This window comes from Pantoea sp. SGAir0183 (assembly GCF_043545505.1).
The window spans coordinates 43,337-61,054 of the sequence record NZ_CP028057.1 but is presented as its reverse complement, the minus strand read 5'-3'; the positions used below and the strand labels follow the sequence as shown (position 1 = coordinate 61,054).

The 17,718-nt window shown below is 48.2% G+C and carries 11 protein-coding genes; 8 read left to right on the top strand and 3 right to left on the bottom strand.

Features of this window, described 5'->3' with window-relative positions:
• Nucleotides 1-94: 94 nt before the first annotated feature.
• Nucleotides 95-3,697: an urea carboxylase gene (gene uca, locus C1N59_RS20850; RefSeq protein WP_394551220.1), complete on the top strand. Its 3,603-nt coding sequence runs from the start codon at nucleotides 95-97 to the stop codon at nucleotides 3,695-3,697.
• A 197-nt stretch (nucleotides 3,698-3,894) separates the two neighbouring features.
• Here the strand turns inward: uca and C1N59_RS20845 are convergent, their stop codons facing one another.
• The gene (locus C1N59_RS20845) at nucleotides 3,895-4,605 is read right to left on the bottom strand and encodes an SDR family oxidoreductase (RefSeq protein WP_253274979.1); all 711 of its coding nucleotides are present in this window, start codon (nucleotides 4,603-4,605) and stop codon (nucleotides 3,895-3,897) included.
• Between the two features lie 147 nt (nucleotides 4,606-4,752).
• Here C1N59_RS20845 and C1N59_RS20840 point away from each other — a divergent pair, with 147 nt between their 5' ends.
• Nucleotides 4,753-5,385 carry an AraC family transcriptional regulator gene (locus C1N59_RS20840; protein ID WP_394551218.1) on the top strand — a complete coding sequence of 211 codons (633 nt, stop codon included), beginning with the start codon at nucleotides 4,753-4,755 and terminating at the stop codon, nucleotides 5,383-5,385.
• Nucleotides 5,386-5,407: 22 nt separating this feature from the next.
• Nucleotides 5,408-5,671, top strand: coding sequence for a helix-turn-helix transcriptional regulator (locus tag C1N59_RS20835; RefSeq protein WP_253274980.1), 264 nt, complete (start codon nucleotides 5,408-5,410; stop codon nucleotides 5,669-5,671).
• Nucleotides 5,672-5,693: 22 nt separating this feature from the next.
• On the opposite strand, the gene C1N59_RS20830 is transcribed toward C1N59_RS20835, so the two are convergent.
• On the bottom strand, nucleotides 5,694-6,836 hold the full coding sequence (locus tag C1N59_RS20830; RefSeq protein ID WP_394551215.1) for a lactonase family protein: 1,143 nt from the start codon (nucleotides 6,834-6,836) through the stop codon (nucleotides 5,694-5,696).
• A gap of 645 nt (nucleotides 6,837-7,481) precedes the next feature.
• Between C1N59_RS20830 and C1N59_RS20825 the strand changes: the two genes are divergently transcribed.
• The 4 genes from C1N59_RS20825 to C1N59_RS20810 all read left to right on the top strand — a co-directional run bounded on the left by C1N59_RS20825 (nucleotide 7,482) and on the right by C1N59_RS20810 (nucleotide 12,108).
• Complete coding sequence (locus C1N59_RS20825) at nucleotides 7,482-8,171, top strand: hypothetical protein (protein WP_394551213.1); 690 nt, start codon at nucleotides 7,482-7,484, stop codon at nucleotides 8,169-8,171.
• Between the two features lie 24 nt (nucleotides 8,172-8,195).
• Nucleotides 8,196-9,440 (top strand): ParA family protein, encoded by a 1,245-nt coding sequence (locus tag C1N59_RS20820; protein ID WP_394551211.1) that lies wholly within the window; start codon nucleotides 8,196-8,198, stop codon nucleotides 9,438-9,440.
• A complete protein-coding gene (locus C1N59_RS20815) occupies nucleotides 9,437-10,423 on the top strand; it encodes a ParB/RepB/Spo0J family partition protein (protein WP_394551209.1) in 987 nt (328 codons plus the stop codon). The genes C1N59_RS20820 and C1N59_RS20815 overlap by 4 nt, the downstream gene beginning before the upstream one ends.
• 1,346 nt (nucleotides 10,424-11,769) lie before the next feature.
• A complete protein-coding gene (locus C1N59_RS20810; RefSeq protein WP_394551207.1) occupies nucleotides 11,770-12,108 on the top strand; it encodes a TOPRIM nucleotidyl transferase/hydrolase domain-containing protein in 339 nt (112 codons plus the stop codon).
• Nucleotides 12,109-13,560: 1,452 nt separating this feature from the next.
• Here C1N59_RS20810 and C1N59_RS20805 read toward each other — a convergent pair.
• Complete coding sequence (locus C1N59_RS20805) at nucleotides 13,561-13,761, bottom strand: hypothetical protein (RefSeq protein WP_394551205.1); 201 nt, start codon at nucleotides 13,759-13,761, stop codon at nucleotides 13,561-13,563.
• A gap of 1,055 nt (nucleotides 13,762-14,816) precedes the next feature.
• Between C1N59_RS20805 and C1N59_RS20800 the strand changes: the two genes are divergently transcribed.
• Entirely contained in the window at nucleotides 14,817-17,717 is a 2,901-nt protein-coding gene (locus tag C1N59_RS20800; protein WP_394551203.1) for a hypothetical protein, read from the top strand.
• Nucleotide 17,718: the final 1 nt, after the last annotated feature.

Genomic DNA, 17,718 nt, shown 5'->3' with positions numbered 1-17,718 from the left:
GTTACGCGCGCCTGAACAACATCAGCCCCGGGGACGGCCCCAGGGGACATATCGACTTTGTGCGGGACGGCCCGCTTCCCTGAGAGTTCCGCTTATGTTTGATACCTTACTGATTGCCAACCGTGGCGCGATTGCCTGCCGCATTTTGCGCACCCTGCGTGCCATGCAGGTGAAGGGCGTGGCTGTGTACGCCGAAGCCGATCTCGGTAGCCTGCATATCCGCGACGCGGATGAAGCGTTAAGCCTTGGCGACGGCCCGGCGGCGCAAACCTATCTGGTCGCCGAAAAAATTATCGCCGCAGCGCAGCAAAGTGGCGCACAGGCCATTCATCCGGGCTACGGTTTTCTCTCTGAAAATGCCGCGTTCGCGGAAGCCTGTGAGGCCGCAGGACTGATTTTTGTCGGCCCAACGCCGCAGCAGTTGCGAACCTTTGGCCTGAAGCACACGGCCCGGGCCCTGGCGAAAGCCGAAGGTGTGCCCTTACTGGAAGGCAGCGAATTACTGGCCGATGCCGCCGAAGCCTGCCGTGTCGCCGGGACAGTCGGTTATCCGGTGATGCTGAAAAGCACCGCGGGCGGCGGCGGAATTGGCATGCGCGTTTGCCGCGATGCGCACGAGCTGGCCGACGCGTTCGATACGGTACAGCGGCTGGGGCAAAACAACTTCAGCGACGCCGGCGTGTTTCTCGAAAACTATATCGAACGGGCGCGCCACCTTGAGGTGCAGATTTTCGGCGACGGGCAGGGTGAGGTTATCGCGCTGGGCGTGCGTGACTGCTCGGTGCAGCGGCGTAATCAAAAGGTCATCGAAGAAACCCCCGCGCCCAATCTGCCCGAAGGAATGGCGCAGGCGCTGTGCGAGGCGGCGGTTGCGCTGGGTAAAGCGGTAAACTATCGCAGTGCGGGCACGGTGGAGTTTGTTTATGACAGCGTCGCCCGCCAGTTTTACTTCCTGGAGGTCAATACCCGCCTTCAGGTAGAGCATGGCGTAACGGAACAGGTCTGGGGCGTTGACCTGGTGAAATGGATGATTGAACTGGCGGCGGGCACCTTGCCGCCGCTGCGCGAGCTGGCCGCGGGGCTTCAGCCACAGGGCCATGCTGTTCAGGCACGGATTTATGCGGAAGATCCGGGACGGCAGTTTCAGCCCTCCCCCGGACTGCTCACGGAGGTGGCCTTTCCCGAAACCGAGAATGCCAGCCTGCGCATTGATCACTGGGTTGAAGCCGGTTGTGAAGTGCCGCCGTTTTTTGATCCGCTACTGGCAAAAATGCTCGCCTGGCGGCCCAGCCGCGATGAGGCCATTGCCACGCTTTCGCAGGCGCTGGGGGAGACGCGTTTGTACGGTGTTGAAACCAATCGCCTCTATCTGCAGCAAATCCTGGCGTTTGCGCCCTTTGTCCACGGAGAACCCTGGACCCGTTGTCTGGAGCAACTGTGTTATCAGGCGGCGACAGTTGAGGTGCTGAGTGCCGGTACGCAAACCAGCGTTCAGGATTACCCGGGCCGTCTGGGGTACTGGGCAGTCGGCGTACCGCCATCCGGGCCGATGGATGATCGCGCCCTGCGTTCAGGCAACCGGCTGCTGGGGAATGAGGAGGGCGAAGCCGCGCTGGAAATCACCCTCACCGGACCCACCCTGAAATTTAACACCGCCATTGAGGCGGTGATTTGCGGTGCATCGCTGAGCGCTACCCTGGATGGCCAGCCCGTGCCGATGGAATGTGTGTTTACGATATCCGCCGGAGCAACGCTAAAGCTGGGTGCCGTAAACGGTGCGGGCGTGCGAAGCTATCTCTGCCTGAGCGGCGGTATTCAGGTGCCAACATATTTAGGCAGCAAAAGCACCTTTACGCTCGGCCAGTTTGGTGGTCATGCCGGACGCGCCCTGCGCAGCGGTGATATCCTGCACCTGGCACCGCAGACGGCGCAGGCGGGCACGAAACTTCCTCTGGCGTTGCGTACGAATCTTCCGCAGGTCCGCACCTTGCGGGTGATTTATGGCCCCCATGGCGCGCCGGAGTTTTTTACGCCGGACTATATCGCCACCTTTTTTGCCACGGACTGGGAAGTACATTTCAACTCCAGTCGCACGGGCGTTCGTCTGATTGGACCCAAGCCTGACTGGAGCCGTGACAGCGGCGGCGAAGCCGGACTGCACCCGTCGAATATTCACGATAACCCCTACGCTATTGGCGCGGTTGATTTTACCGGCGATATGCCGGTAATTCTGGGCCCGGATGGACCCAGTCTGGGAGGCTTCGTTTGTCCGGTCACGGTTATAGAAGCCGACCTCTGGCAACTGGGGCAACTGAAAGCCGGTGATAACGTGCGCTTTACCGCAGTGGATTTGCCCACCGCGCGTCAGCTGGCCCGGGAGCAACGCCAGGCGCTGGCAACGCTCTGCGCGCAGGAGACGGCCTGGCAACCTGCGCCGCTGACCTCGCCGATTGTTATGACCTGCGGCGAGGCCGATAAGCGCCTGGTTGCGCGGCTTTCGGGCGATACGCGTCTGCTCCTCGAAGCCGGGGAGCCGGAACTGGATCTGGTTCTGCGTTTTCGCATTCATGCCCTGATGCAGGCGCTGGAAGCGCATGCAAAAGACGGGGTGATTGATATCACGCCGGGGATCCGTTCGCTGCAAATCCATTTTCAGCCTGAAATTCTCACCCATGACGCGCTGCTGGCATGGGTGCGCAGCGAGTGGCTCACAGTTTGTATGCATGATGATCTGCAGGTGCCGACCCGCGTGGTGCATCTGCCGCTTTCCTGGGACGATCCCGCCTGTCGTCAGGCGATTGAAAAATACATGACCACGGTACGTCCTGATGCGCCGTGGTGCCCCAGCAACCTGGAGTTTATTCGTCGGATTAACGATCTGCCTGATGAGCAGGCGGTCTGGAAAACGGTATTTGAAGCAAGCTACCTGGTTATGGGGCTGGGTGATGTCTATCTTGGCGCGCCGGTAGCGACACCGCTGGATCCGCGCCATCGTCTTGTCACCACAAAATATAATCCGGCGCGCACCTGGACGGCAGAAAATTCGGTCGGTATCGGTGGGGCTTACCTGTGCGTTTACGGTATGGAAGGGCCCGGTGGCTATCAGTTTGTGGGCCGCACGCTCCAGATGTGGAACCGCTATCGCGACGTCACCGATTTTGCCGGAAAACCCTGGCTACTGCGCTTCTTCGATCAACTGCGTTTTTACCCCGTATCCGCCGGGGAACTGATGCAAATCCGCCGCGATTTTCCACTGGGACGCTATCCGCTGCGCATTGAGCACAGCACGCTGCGGTTAAGCGATTATCAGCAGTTTCTTGCTCAGGAGGCGCAGAGCATCGCGGCGTTTCGTGACCATCAGCAAAAGGCGTTTAATGCGGAACGCGATCGCTGGATCGCCAGCGGTCAGGCTCATTTCGACAGCCAGGAAAGCGTGGTGGAAGAGGGCGGCGATAGGTCATTACAGCAGGGCGAACAGGGCGTCGAAAGCCCGGTTTCCGGCAATCTCTGGCAGGTGCAAACCACGGCGGGAAGTCGCGTGCGTGCGGGGGATGTGCTGGTCGTGCTGGAATCCATGAAAATGGAGATTCCGCTGCTGGCGCCGTGCGACGGCATCATTCAGCAGATAAACGTGCAGCCAGGCAGTGCTGTGCGCGCGGGACAGCGGGTTGCGGTGATAAGGGAAGAGAACGTCTGAAGCGGGAGCGGTTTCGGGCCCCGGATAGCGATTACCGCCGGGGCTGATCACGCTCGTTGGTGATCTCCGTCTGGCAGAGGCGCGAAGCAGGTATGGCTCGTGCACCTGCGCGCCGAAAGCCATGCGCTCTGGCATGTTATCGGCGCGCTGTTTGCTAAACAAAAGCGGCTGTAAAGGTGATGCGTATTCCCGGCCTTTTACGCGTCGCGGACGCTGCCACCATAAGCTTCCGGCACCAGATCCTGTTCGGCATCCCCGCTCTCAAGCAGCATTAACAGACTTTCAGCGACTTTTTCAGGTGAATGCGCGAAGGCGGCAATCTCTTTTTCCTGCGCGCTGGCCTGCTCACGGCCTGATTTAACGGACTGGTAAAATTCTGTCGCGGTCACAAAGGGATAGAAAGTCGATACCGTGATCCCCTCAGAAGCCAGCTCCAGACGGGCAACACGTGAAAGCATGTTCAGTCCGGCTTTCGCGCTGGTATAGGCCGCAGAGCCTGGATAGGTTGCCAGCGTTGCACCTGAGCTGACATTAATAATGCTGCCGCGTCCTTGCTGACGCATCGCGGGTAGGACCGCCTGCATCATCCTGAGTGGCGCAACCAGATTTACGTCCAGCAGTGCCATGAAGTCCTCACTGCCGATCGTGTCAATGGCACCATGCAGCCCTTGCCCCGCATTGTTGATTAACGCGTCAACGCGCCCAAAATGGCTAAGCGTGGTCTGAACGGCGTTGGCAATCTCATCATGACGCGTCACATCACAGGCTATCGCTATGGCGTTTCCCAACGTTTGCGCCAGCGCGCTAATGCGTTCTTTACGCCGCGCGATAAGTACCACCTGCGCGCCAGATTGTGCAGCCGCCCGGGCGGTTGCTGCACCAATGCCCGACGATGCGCCGGTTATCATGATTACTGCCCCTTTAATATTCATCGCTTTTCTCGCTCCGGTTGCGGCACTCTCCGCACTGATTTTAGTGCGCACATCATTGCCGCGCGGCCTGAATTCTGCTTATTATTTGCCTGTTTCTGCTTAATTCTGCGTAAGGCTGAGCTTATGACAACGGCATTAGACGCCCTGCGCGAGAGTGTGCAGGACTGGCCTGTGGATGCAAACGCGCGTTCGGCCATCCCACGACTGGACATCTACCGGGTCACGCAACCTTTTACTCTTCCGCCTGAGATTTATCCGCCCTTTATTAGCCTGATCCTGCAGGGTGAGAAGCAGCTGCAGATTGGATCGCGTCTCTTTCGCTATACTGCCGGGCAGGCCTTTATCTCGTCTGTCGATTTGCCAGCAAGCGGTAAGATTGTGGGTGCCAGCGACGCAGCGCCTTATCTGGCAGTGCGCCTGACATTCGATCTTGCCGTGATAAGAGCATTACTGCATGTGTCACCCGCAGTGAGTGAACCACCGGACGGACCGGGGTTTGCTGTTGAGGATGCAGATGCAACATTACTGGATGCCTGGTTGCGGCTGGTGCGTCTGATTCATCATCCCGAAGATATTGCTGTGATGGCACCCTTAACGGAGCGTGAAATTGTTTACCGCCTGTTGCGTGGCCCCCAGGGGGCGCTGTTGCGTCAGGCTGCTGACACAAGCGGTTATTTTTCATCCATCCGCAGTGCGGTGAGCTGGTTGAAAACGCACTATGCTTCGCCGGTGCGCATTGAACAACTTGCGCATTGAACAACTTGCGCATATGACCAACATGAGTATCTCGGTATTTCATCGTCGTTTTAAAGCCAGCACCGGATTTTCTCCGTTGCAGTATCAAAAGCATCTGCGGCTTTATGCGGCGCGTAATCTGCTCTTTCGTCAGCCCGGTAACGTCGCTGCCGTTGCGTCGACGGTGGGTTATGACAGTTTGACGCAGTTTACCCGTGAATATAGTCGTCTGTTTGGCATCCCGCCCGCGCGGGACGCCAGAGATCATCGTGGGGTAGGCGCGTTTCAGCAGGTGAGGTCGCTTTGATGAACCGCACCCGAATAATGCATCAGGGTACAATAACCATTTGAGAGGGCGCGCCTACGGCAACGTAGTTTCCGGTAAAGGTGATGGCACCGCTCGCTTTGTCCACTCTGAAGCTGGTGATGTTATCGCTACGCTGATTCATCACGTAAATCATGCTGCCATCGGGGGATAACGTCAGCGTTCGTGGGTAATCACCGCGCGTCCACACATCATCCTTATGCGTCAGTGTGCCGTTAGCATTGACCGCAAAGTGCGCAATGCTGTCATGCAGACGGTTGGCCACGTAAAGATTTTTCCCAGCCTTATCAATAACTAACCCGGCTGCAAAACTGGTGCCTTTATAACCGGCAGGCAGCGTAGAAACCGTGGCCTTTTCCTGCAAGGCACCGGTATGCGGATTAATAAGGTAATGCGTGAGCGTCGAGGCTTCTTCATTGACTAACCAGAGCGCACGACCGTCGGCGCTAAAGACGAAATGGCGCGGGCCTGCTCCTGCTGACGAGGCGTTTATCCATGCGGGTTTACCGGGCGTGAGCGTACCGTCTTTATTCAGGTGATACTGGTAAATGCGATCCAGTCCCAGATCTGTCGAGTACACAAACTGGCCCGTAGGATCGCTGGCAACCATATGTGCATGCGGACCGTTGTGATCGCTAATAGCAAAGCTGCCCTCGGGCGCCGCCGCGGGTTTTCCTGCGCCTGCCGGGCCACTGTCCTGATGATGATCGACAGCCTCACTCAGCTTGCCCTCTGACGTCACCGCAAACACTGTGATACTGCCGCTGACATAATTGGCGACCATCAGGTAACGCTGATCGGGTGTCAGAGACAGATAAACCGGCCCCTTACCTTGGGTGTCAACCTGATTTAATGCCGTGAGCGAGCCGTCCGGGTCAATCTGATAAGCGGTAACGCTGCCTTTTTCGGTCTCACTGGCCACATAGAGATGTTTACCATCGGCTGACGCGACCATCTGCGCCTGATTGGGCAGTTGACTCACCAACGTTTTTCCCGACAGTTCACCCTGCGCATTGATCGTGAATCGATAAACCCCTTCGCCATCAGGATTATAGGTTCCCACATACGCGTAAGATGCCTGAGCCATAAACGGCACAAAGGCCGTAACGCTTGCAACGGCGGCTGCTGTCAGAATCGTTTTATTCATAATTTTTCCCTATTTACCAGTGTCATTAAGCGAATATAACGGTTGCCCGTTCGTCAATGCAGTGACTGCGCCGTGAGTAAAAGGGCAGAACGCAGCGTTTCAGTGATGCGCGCTTTGCCTTCACGTCGAAACGATTGCCAGAAAAGTGTGGCGGAGAATATCCATCCACTTTGTCGTGTCGCTTTTCGGCCTGTCAGAAGCGCCTCTGCGTGGCACGCATGCCTGGCTGCGGTTTTCTGAAGGTGTCCGTTAAGCGTTTGTATTGGGAATGTAAAGCCAGAGTCTGGATAAATTATCAGCAAGCTCTGATGGGATACAGAGAGTGTTTTTCCGGTAGTAAGCGGAAATGTTTTGGCTGGGGATGGGGGATGTCACAGGAGGGGGGAAGTACCCAAATTTTTAATCTCTGTCCCCGCGGTGGTTGAACGTATTTCCGCGCATATGTATAGGTATTCGGTGAGAATCAATCGATCCGAGTTCGCTTTAGGTCGGTTTTCCGGCTTTTCTCCCGTATACATAGAATAACCTTGCCGGCCGCAAATAAAAAAGGTCTCTCTGGTCTGTTGGCGCACCGCAAATGACGCTAACATTCCATCAAGTATGCCAGTGTCAGAATCTATCATAAAGTAAACATTTAGGATTAAAATGGTAATCTTTAAAGAAAAAGATAGCAGTAATTTTGGATTAAGATTGAAAGCACGGTCAGCCTTTTTTTCATTTTTTTTATGCGCTATGCTTCCTGTGCTTTTTATATATTCTGATTTTACAAAATACAGCGCTCTTGGCCATTTAAGCTCACCCCTAAAAATTATTTGTGTTGCTGTATATATACTCATTTCATTTCTTATCTTAATAAAAAGAAGATGGAATTATTTATTTTTTATTTTCCTTTCATTTACTATTCTCGTGATTTACCAATATTCAGGTTGGGATAATTTAATCATCGATAAAGGATTCCATACCCTTAGAGGTAAATTTTATAAAAATCTATCACATTGTACTGCACAACATTATGGTAAAAACCAGGAGCAAATACTCGCCTATTGTTTTAGAACATATCCTGAAATCGAAGGGGGTAATTATGATATTTTTTATGATTCAGGTGGGGAGGCGATGTTAACAGAAAATAGTCGTTCTTGCTCATGGTATACAGCTTGGTATTCGATTGCTAGAAAAAAGAATGACAGCATGCTCTATGGTATTGCTAGAGAAATTAGCATGCCTTCAATACTCATGAAAACATCTAGCATTGGTCATTCTTTTTACGCTGTGGAATATGATTTATTTGATAGGGACTTTAATTATTATCCTGTCTCTTACTGCGGCATAAAATAAAAATTAAAATTTAAGAATATGGATATGGATATGGATATGGATATGGATATGGATATGGATATGGATATGGATATGGATATGGAAAAATTAGGTATTACATCAAATTTTACGGTTTCAGGCTTCGATGAACACGGTGTAGGTTATCCAGTCGTAGAGGCACATTTCATATTGAATATGGATGGTAATCCTATTGTTGATCCGGTTCCTGGCGGGTCTCAAAGTTGCAATATACATTTAGCCGATGGTACGGTTCTGAGTGGTGTTGAAGCGAATCCTAATAATTGGTTATTAGGGCCTGCTAATTATACATATAACCCCGGCGGCGGTTCGCCATTGCCAGCGGCCCAGACTCGCTATAACGAACAGGCAGACGCCGGCGCGGGAGATGGGCCTTTTGTTATTTTTGTTGTGAACCTGAAAGGCGGGGTATCAAAAACCGTCAGTACGGTGACTCTGGCGCATGGCCTGCGGGTTCATCAGGATCTTCTTCAGCACGATCTTCGTATTCTGGTTGTGGATCTCGATCCTCAGGCCTCGAGTACCATGTTTCTCAGCCAGGAAAACAGCATTGGTTCCATAATGGAAACAGCTGCACAGGCAATGCTTAACGCTCTGGATGCGGGCCAGCTCAGAGAGGACATCATTAAACCCACCATTATCCCCGGTGTTGATGTCATTCCTGCTTCTATTGACGATGGTTTTATTGCAAGTCAGTGGAATGATCTCGTCAGAGAACATTTGCCTGACAGGCTTCCCTCTGAAGTGTTGCGCCGGACGATTATTGATCGTGTCGGTGCTGATTACGATTTCATCTTTATTGATACGGGTCCTCACCTCGATGCCTTCATGCTGAATGCACTCGCCGCGAGTGACCTGCTGCTGACGCCCACACCGCCCGCACAGGTCGATTTTCACTCTACCCTTAAGTACCTCACGCGGCTGCCTGAAATGATTGAGCAGCTTGAGGAAGAGGGCATCACGCCGCGGATAAAGGGAAATATTGGCTTTATGTCGAAAATGACTTCGAAGCGGGATCATGAAATGACACACGGCCTTGCCCGTGATGTTTTTACCTCTTACATTCTTGACGCGACATTGCCCAGGCTTGACGGGTTTGAACGCTGCGGCGAAAGCTTCGACACCATTGTGAGTGCTGATCCCAGTTCTTATCCGGGAAGTGCCGAGGCGCTCAAAAAAGCGAAGCGTGAGGCGGAGCGTTTCACTCAGGCCGTATTTAAAAGGATTGAATTTATCAGAGGTGTGAAATGAAAAAGGAAATGGTCAAGCTGGGCCGGCAACTGGGTAATTCCAGTTTTTCAAAAATGATGAACGAGTCAGACAGCGAGCGTGTGTTTACCCTCAAGTCCGGTGCTCAGGCCCGGTTTGTCCTGACCAAGATACTGCATGACGAAATCGAAACACAGACGTTCGTTGATGCCACGGTAAACGGCCGTGACCAGGCATTTCTGACGCGCGAATCGGTCAGTGATATTTCCCGGACCATCCGGCTCCAGCAGTTCTTTCCTGCCATCGGACGTGAGGTCAATGGTCGAACAGAGATACTGGATGGTTCACGACGTCGTGCTGCCTGCATTTACAACGGCACCGCATTTGAAGTGCTGGTGACGCGTGATGCCTTGTCTCTCTCAGATGCCAGACAACTGGCCGTGGACATTCAGACAGCAAAAGAGCATACGCTGCGTGAACTCGGAAAACGTCTCAGACTCATGTATCCGGAAGACATGAATCAGTCAGAGATAGCCGCTGCAGAAGGACTGTCTGCCGCCAAGGTGACCCGGGCTTTTCAGGCTGCCGCTGTGCCTGATGAAATTATTGCGGTTTTTCCCTCTGTCAGCGAGCTTTCCATCAGTGACTACCGGGCACTGCTGGAAGTGAGGGATAAAGCACGGGCAAGACATATCACAACTGACACCTTAGTTAGTTGCGTCCGCAGCCGGATGGAAGAGGAAGTTTCTCATGATATTGCCGATCCCGCTTATAAAAACCGGATAATCAGCTATTTTCGTACTGAAAGTGAAGGTCCTCGTAAAACAACGGGCACCAAAAAAATCGTGACGGAGAAGCTGGCGGAGTTTACTGATAAAAAGCAGTTTGCCCGAAAAAAAACGGACGCTGAAAAACGTCTTGTCACATACGAGTTCTCCCGTCTATCTGCTGCCTGTCAGGCTGAGCTTGATGCCGCCGTCCGGAGCGTCATTGATCGCATGGTTACTAAACCCGTGAACGACTAGTGAAACGTCCCTAACGGAGATACGCCTGTAAGTGAGTAACAGTAATAAAAAGAACTGAGTGTTCCCAGGGTTTTTTTATTTTAAATAACTGAATTTTAAGGTTAAATTTTTTTTATTTCAGCTTGAAATTCCCTCTTGTCTTTCGTGTACTAACGCCGACATTTAGTTGGCTTTCTGTCAGTGTTCAGAACCGGGAATATCATCAGGCAAAAGTTCATTAGAATGTGGATACTATTCCAGCTCGTCCGAGTTGCTGTAGAAGCTTGTATTCTCGCTGAATTAAGGCATACAGGCTGGATCATACGGTTCAGGATGTATCTCCCTCACAACAGAATATAAGCGCGCGTCTCATTTATTCCTTTATTTCCTTCCGCCCTTTCTGTTGATATCAAATCTGGCTGACCATCACACTATTGAAATTGGTTCCTGACAATAACGTTCTGACTGATCTGCATTAGAAAGGGTACCCGTGTTTACCCATACTTTATAAAGGAAATTCAGGAAATTTCACTTTCTCCAGCTAAGTTTCCAGCATGGCAAAAACCTGCTGATTGATGACAATGAGTCGGTTAAAAGCTCTGTTCTGCTTGCGCTGGGGCTTGCCCTGAGTGGAAGCCGACACTGGGCCGAATCACTAAGCGTGGAATCACTGATTTACCGTCAGGCTGTACTGGCGTTTCAGGCCGATGTACGTTGCACCGATTTACTGCCCGAACTCATCGCAGACGTTTTCCTCAGCGATACAAATAATCCTGATCTGACGAACGGCTTAATCTTATGCAGAGAAAGGAAGACGGGCTGAGAAAGCATATTGCGTCAATTCTGGATGAGTATGGTGAGGACATAATGTACATTCTAAAACAGGATTCTACAAATTTCCCGTTTGAATGTTATTCTTTGAAATGCATAACATTATCAGGTCGCTCCTATGCCAGCTTCAGCCGGTACGTTTATCATATGATGCTTGACAGCGCCCGAATCGAAAGCATGCATTACGCTCAGGGGTATACCCGCACGCTCTTCAGCGTTAACGTTCCGGTGGCTGAAAGATAGAGGCTGAAGAATACCCAGCATCAGCAGAAAAGCTTTTTCGTGAAGAGCAACTATCCATTATTGAGGGTCTCGAAACCTGCCAGTACGCTATCCGTTCGGGCCCGCATTCGTGTCTCCAAGCCAATTTGGATATTACGGAACACGGTATTTCTTTTCACAATCGTGGCAAAGGCAGGCAGTGCTTCATTAAAAGGGGGTTTGCCCTGCGCTGGCGCGAACAGTAAAGAGAGCTTGAAGCCCTTTTGTTAGAGGAATCTGAGAATCACCTCAGTCATACGAACATGAGAAAGCTCGTGAACACGTTGGCCCCCGAGCTGCAGATGCAGCTTTTTGTGACCACGCACAGCAGCCATATTTCATCGCGTCTCGATCTTCGAAGAGCCATTTTGCTGGGAGAGAGTCGGCCAATGGCCCTGCGGGACCTCTTCGAAGATACGGCACGTTTTTTCATGAAGTCCCCGGATGATAATGTGCTGGAATTCGAGCTGGCACCGCGGATCATGCTGGTTGAAAGTGATACCGAATTCATTCTAACCGACGCGTTTTACCGAGATCTTACAGGCAGAACGACAGAAGACGCTGGAGTGCACATCATCTCTATCTGTGGTACAAGTTTCCGCCGTTACCTTTAGCTGGCGCGTCTTTTGGGCAATCGCGTTGCTGCGCTGAGGGGCAATGATGGCGACTGTCAACTGAACTGTGTTGAGCGCTTTGCTGACATGACTAGTCCGGATAGGTGGGTACAAAGGGATGAAGATGCTTCACGATCCACCTTTGAGATTCGTGTTTAATTCGATAATACTGACCTGTTTAAACGGATTTTCGCCGGTACCCGGCGTGGTCTGAGTTTCCAGGAATATATACTTGCCAATAAAGCCGAGGCCGCTTTTCGGCTGCTGGAGGAGGAAACTCGAATGGCTGCACCTGCATATATATCAGAGGCGATTGCTAGGATAAACGCGTAGTCTTTGCGGTTGCGGGTTCGGGTAAAACCACTCTTCTCACAGACAGTTTGCGTGAATACAGCCGGGCTTTGCTCCTGACACACACACGAAATAAAGAATTACGCATGATAGGGGCGTTCAACGTTTGGTTTCATCACGGACGGGATACGTGTGATGACATGGTCCGAGTTTCTTCATGGTTTCTACTGCCACCCCTGTTGCAGCAGATGCAGATTCGAGGTCTCAGCTTTGCAGCTTCTATACTCATGGTACCGCGTTCGCACCGACTACTTTTTTTAGGATGCGGCGGGGCGAGTCTATCGCTGCGTCTGTCTCTACTACTAATGTAAAGGAAAATGATGGCAGATATTCTCGCACGGCTAGAACGGTTCTTTGAAGTGTTGTTGATCGATGAAGTACAGGACTTAGCAGGTCAAAATTTCAATTTTTTAATTGAAATATGGAGCGCCGGTATTTTCTTATTGTGAGTCGGTGATTAGTTTCAGCATACATTCGATTTCAGGCGGGACGGGACTACGAACGCCACATCACACGTAAACATCATCAGCTACTACGGCTGTTTTTCAATGGACTGGGGGCTAGTAAAGGCCTCGACAACTTTAATGATGTTTACATTGTGCTGGGCAGCACGCACTGGACGTTTATCAACCGCAGCCGTCTGAGTGACCTGCCGCCGTCAATAAGAAAAAAGCTGTATGTCGCCTGCTCGCGCGACTACGGCAATGTCTGGTTTGTGCCGGAAAAGCTTCTCAGGTCATTCAGGCAGTAGGAATCGCCCGCAACTGATCATAACCGCATTAAAAGCCGGCCAGCTTCATCGGCATTCATAGTGTATCGCACGCTGCGCTGGGGCGTCACATACAGCGCAAATACCCGCGTATACAATTCGATCGACATCGCATCCTTATGCCATAAGGGATTGAATTACCTTCTGCGATACCTGGTGCTGAATAAGGTGTATCACAAACGAATCCCAAAATGTATTGGGCGTGACCAGTAGAATGGATAACGTGACGCCGTCACGCATTGCTGCATCAACTGCCTGACTTATCCAACTGCAGGCTGTGTCTTCGCTAAGGATATCCCAGATCCGTGCACCAGTGTCGGGCTGCGCGGTCGCTAACCATTCCCTGAGTCGTTGGACGAAGACCGGGTCGGTGAGTGGCGCGGCGTGTTATCGCGTATCTCCGCTTCCGCCTGCCGGAGATTCTCCAGCCTGCGCTGCTTAAGCGTGCAGAGCACCACAAACGGCGAGACGGGCAGAGTCGCGCTTAGCGGATCGTCCAGCACAAAATCCCCCTGCTCAGCGAAGTATTTCATTGAGCGAGCCAACTTGTTTCATAGCGTATCGATGAACAGGAGTTTGCGGAGAGCGGTCCCCTTTAACAGCAGCACGGCAACTTGGGAGCGAGGAGGTAGCGTGGCATGTTAGGGTCGTAGGCGGCTGCCAAATTCGCAACGCGACAGCATTTTCGCAGTCAAAATAGCGTAAAGCACCTGATTGTTCATATTATGGTCACTGGCGTCCCTGTATGAAATCTGCGTCATTTAGCGGGGTAAAGTGCCCAAATTTTTAATCTCCGTTATCTGCATAAGTGGAATGTATTTCGCGCATTTGTAAAGTGTTTTCGACGAGAATAAATCGATCCGTGGTAGATTCAGAGTAGGCAGATTTTACGACTTTTCTACTGTATATGCTGAATATCCTGGTTGGCAGCAGGCCTCCGGCGCAGTTTTGCCCGCAGTCAGCGACGCTAACACACTGTCTTGAATGTAGAAACTGAAAATGTGGGCAGGGTGGAGCGTCCAAGCACTCTGGGCTGTATATCTTGATAAAGTGATGATTTCAATCAGAGAAAAGAATTTGCTGGTATTCGACGAAAATCTAGAAGGTGAAAGCTACCGTAAAATCCGCTAAGAGGTGGTACTTAATTTTCTGATTTCAGGAGAAATTGCATAAAACGGAACAAATCAGCAACTGGGTGACGAGGAGGGTGGATCCTGAAAGGAGCTTTGTTATTTGTATAAGCGACTGCAGATAGTGATCGAATATCATACTTGTGGTCCGGGCCTAAACAGTACCTTGACGCGGGTTTTGATGATAGCAGAAAGCGGAAAAGTTGAATCTGAGAAATAATTTTTATGCGTTCACTCAAATAAATCTTAACAATCTACTACGAAATGAGAAAAATTTACGCTACTATAAGCAGGCCACTAATCATCGGCAAAGAGAGAAGAATGACTATGTTTACTGACAGGGTCGTCAGGAGTTATGGCAGCGACAGAGACGTCCAATTTAAAAATACTGAGCGCTTTTAAGTACACTTCTATCCAAAGTTTAATAAAAATTACAAATTCTAATGGGGAGTTATTCAGTGGCTTATAATTTATCTAACTACTTCACTCTTAATGTGAATAACAATAAAAATCCAATTAGTAAAGAATTAAAGTTCTTAAAAATTGAAATGAGAAATAAAGTAAGATCAATAGTTAGCATGGAGGCTAAAGAAAGTATTCAATCTCTTGAGAAGATAAGAGAACACACTTCGGCTAATGAAATAATAAGAATAGAAAATGCCTTAAGAGCAATTTCTTTTAGTAATGAATGCATTATACCAGGATTATTTCCAACATTGCCGCAAGTAAAAGAAGAATATTTTAGGCTGAAAAGTATAGATATAAATAAAAGCCTTGAACTTATAGAAATTAACATTAGAAATAACCACCGTAAGCTTGTGTGCTTGGTGAAAAAAATTGAAGAATTAAATGTTAGAATTTTAAAGCGAGATTACATTAAGGCTGATGAGTGCATATCTGAAATAAAAAAAGAATTTGGATGTAGTCATTTATTAATTAGAAAGTGCGCTTTACTTCAGTCTTTAGATATTGCTAATGAAATGCTTGAAGCTTCTTCTTCCCTCTTGAGAGGTAAAGGAATTACAACGAACAATGTAATTGTTAACTCAATAGTTCAGTGTTATCAAGAAAAACAGGATTATTTAGCACTTAAAAAATCAGTACTGAACATTACTGATAAAGGAAAATATAACAGATACACAAGGGATATAACGAGGTTTATTTTTCACCCGCATTCAATTGATTCTTACGATTTCAATTCCATGCTTCAAAGTTGTTTACAGTCTTCTCTAATAGACGCTATTGTTTTCTTAAAAATAAATAAGAATTACGTCAAAGAAAAAAAATATCCTTTTCTAACATTATTATTCGAAGAAATTGAAACTCATGCAATTGATATAAATATGGTAGCAAAGTTTTATACAGAATATAACTCTTCCGAAATGGATCTTGAATATTTATTCTACAAACACTCAAGTGCATGGCTGGAAGGAGATACATTCAATGAATATCGATTTTTCTTAGATCTTTTTTATGAAGATCCCGAATCTAAATTGTGTTTGCATAATGCTAAAAATATTGAGAAATGTAAGAAATGGATAAGCGTCAAAGAAGTCAATGAATTACTAACTGATAACCTTACGTTACATAAATACAGCTATCTAAAGAAACTTGAAATCTTGGGAATGGTCACTAGGACAGCTGCTTTCAATTTCCTCGTACACTGTAAAGAAGGTTTTTGCTATCTTAGTGAAGAAAATCTTTATCTCCTGATGGGACAAACTAAAGATTTAGACAAAACAATTCACATTCAAAATTTAATAAGAACAGCGCAATTTACCGATAGTGACGAATCAAAAATTATATATTATTTATTGATAGCTAAAAAAAGCAAAAATGAAGGTGATGGTTTTTACTTGCGCAGAATTGTTCAAAAAATTATCGTTGAAAAGTTTTCATCAAATATAGTTAATTTTATTGAGCAAATTTATACTAAATCTAAAGAAGTAGCAGAATACACTTATGAAGTCTTTTCTGAAGATTTCTTGGCTCGCCTATCGCATGTAATTAAACGAACACCTCAAATTACAGAGACACGTGCTGCATTACATCAATGGATGGGTGAAAAAACTGGTAGAAAAGCGTTTCTAGATAGAGCAAGAACGCTTTTAATAGACCATCAAATTAATCGTGTTCGAAATGAAATAGACGACAACAGAATTTATGTTGATAGTGCAAGATTTATAGAGTGGGTTAAAGACGAACAGGCTCAAAATCTAAATATTGTGTTGACAAATATAACGCACGTAGAAATTTCTGATGTTGCAGAGGATCCACAATTAATAATGATAATTGAGAAGTGCTATTTTGCATTTTGCAATAACAATATTTTTGGTATTTCTTCTTATTTAGGAAGAAGGATAAGGCATGGGACCTTTCGTGGACATTTATTTAACAATGTTGTTAATATTGAGAAAGAATATCCAGCTTTAATGAGAGATCAGTTGATACAATCCAAATGGAATCAATGGAAAGTAAGTTACGAATCCTGCATTGATAAAATCATAAAGGATAACTTACACGTTGAATCAGTTAATAAGAGGGATGGTTTATTAAAACCAAATCTCAAAAATTTAAATAAGCACGATATTGTTTACGCATGTGCTAATTATATTGCTAAAGATTTTATGGAAAGTAGGGACACTAATAATACCATACTAATAATACTTGAATTTTGCTGGCGTTTAGCAGAAGTAGATTTAAAAAATGTTAATAGATTCCTTAAATCAAAAAGAAGTGAACTAATAAATGCAGTTTTGCTTGAAGACATGAAGTATTGTACGCCACAATTGCAAAATATATCGCGGGATTTTGCTCGTGAAGTTCAAGCAACAATTAATGAAAAATTAACATCAATGTATGGATGGTTTAAACGTCCACTAAGTGTTTCGCCAAAGGCCTCACTTTCTTTGCTTTATAAAGCTGTAGTAGCTGAGGTTAAAGAAACATTCCCACAATTCGACGCAGATACAAAATTTGATGAGGAAAATGACATTGAGTTAGTTGGTGGTCCCTATCACGTACTTTATGATGCATTTTATGTTGTGATTTATAATGCCGCTAAGCATGGAAAACCATCATCAGACTTAGCAAGGAAATTTGAAATCGATGAGAAGTTATCTAAAGTTGTTGTAACCATTTCATCTGATTTGAAAGAAGAAGATAGTGTTATTAATGTTAATGAGAGACTAAAAATAACTTCAGAGTCTGATATTGATAATGCCCAATCTTCGGAGGAAAGAAGTGGAATAAGGAAACTATACCATCTTCAAAGAAATGATTCTAAATTTAGAATAGAGAAGATAATAAGCGAAAATAGACAAGTTACTATATCAGTTTCGTATTCATTGGAGCATTGAT

Bases quoted from the DNA above. Each gene is read 5' to 3' on its own strand.
- C1N59_RS20825 (WP_394551213.1), top strand. From the start codon at position 7,482: ATGGTAATCTTTAAAGAAAAAGATAGCAGTAATTTTGGATTAAGATTG.
- C1N59_RS20840 (WP_394551218.1), top strand. From the start codon at position 4,753: ATGACAACGGCATTAGACGCCCTGCGCGAGAGTGTGCAGGACTGGCCT.
- uca (WP_394551220.1), top strand. From the start codon at position 95: ATGTTTGATACCTTACTGATTGCCAACCGTGGCGCGATTGCCTGCCGC.
- C1N59_RS20845 (WP_253274979.1), bottom strand. From the start codon at position 4,605: ATGATAACCGGCGCATCGTCGGGCATTGGTGCAGCAACCGCCCGGGCG.
- C1N59_RS20830 (WP_394551215.1), bottom strand. From the start codon at position 6,836: ATGAATAAAACGATTCTGACAGCAGCCGCCGTTGCAAGCGTTACGGCC.
- C1N59_RS20835 (WP_253274980.1), top strand. From the start codon at position 5,408: ATGAGTATCTCGGTATTTCATCGTCGTTTTAAAGCCAGCACCGGATTT.
- C1N59_RS20805 (WP_394551205.1), bottom strand. From the start codon at position 13,761: ATGAAATACTTCGCTGAGCAGGGGGATTTTGTGCTGGACGATCCGCTA.
- C1N59_RS20815 (WP_394551209.1), top strand. From the start codon at position 9,437: ATGAAAAAGGAAATGGTCAAGCTGGGCCGGCAACTGGGTAATTCCAGT.
- C1N59_RS20820 (WP_394551211.1), top strand. From the start codon at position 8,196: ATGGATATGGATATGGATATGGATATGGATATGGATATGGATATGGAT.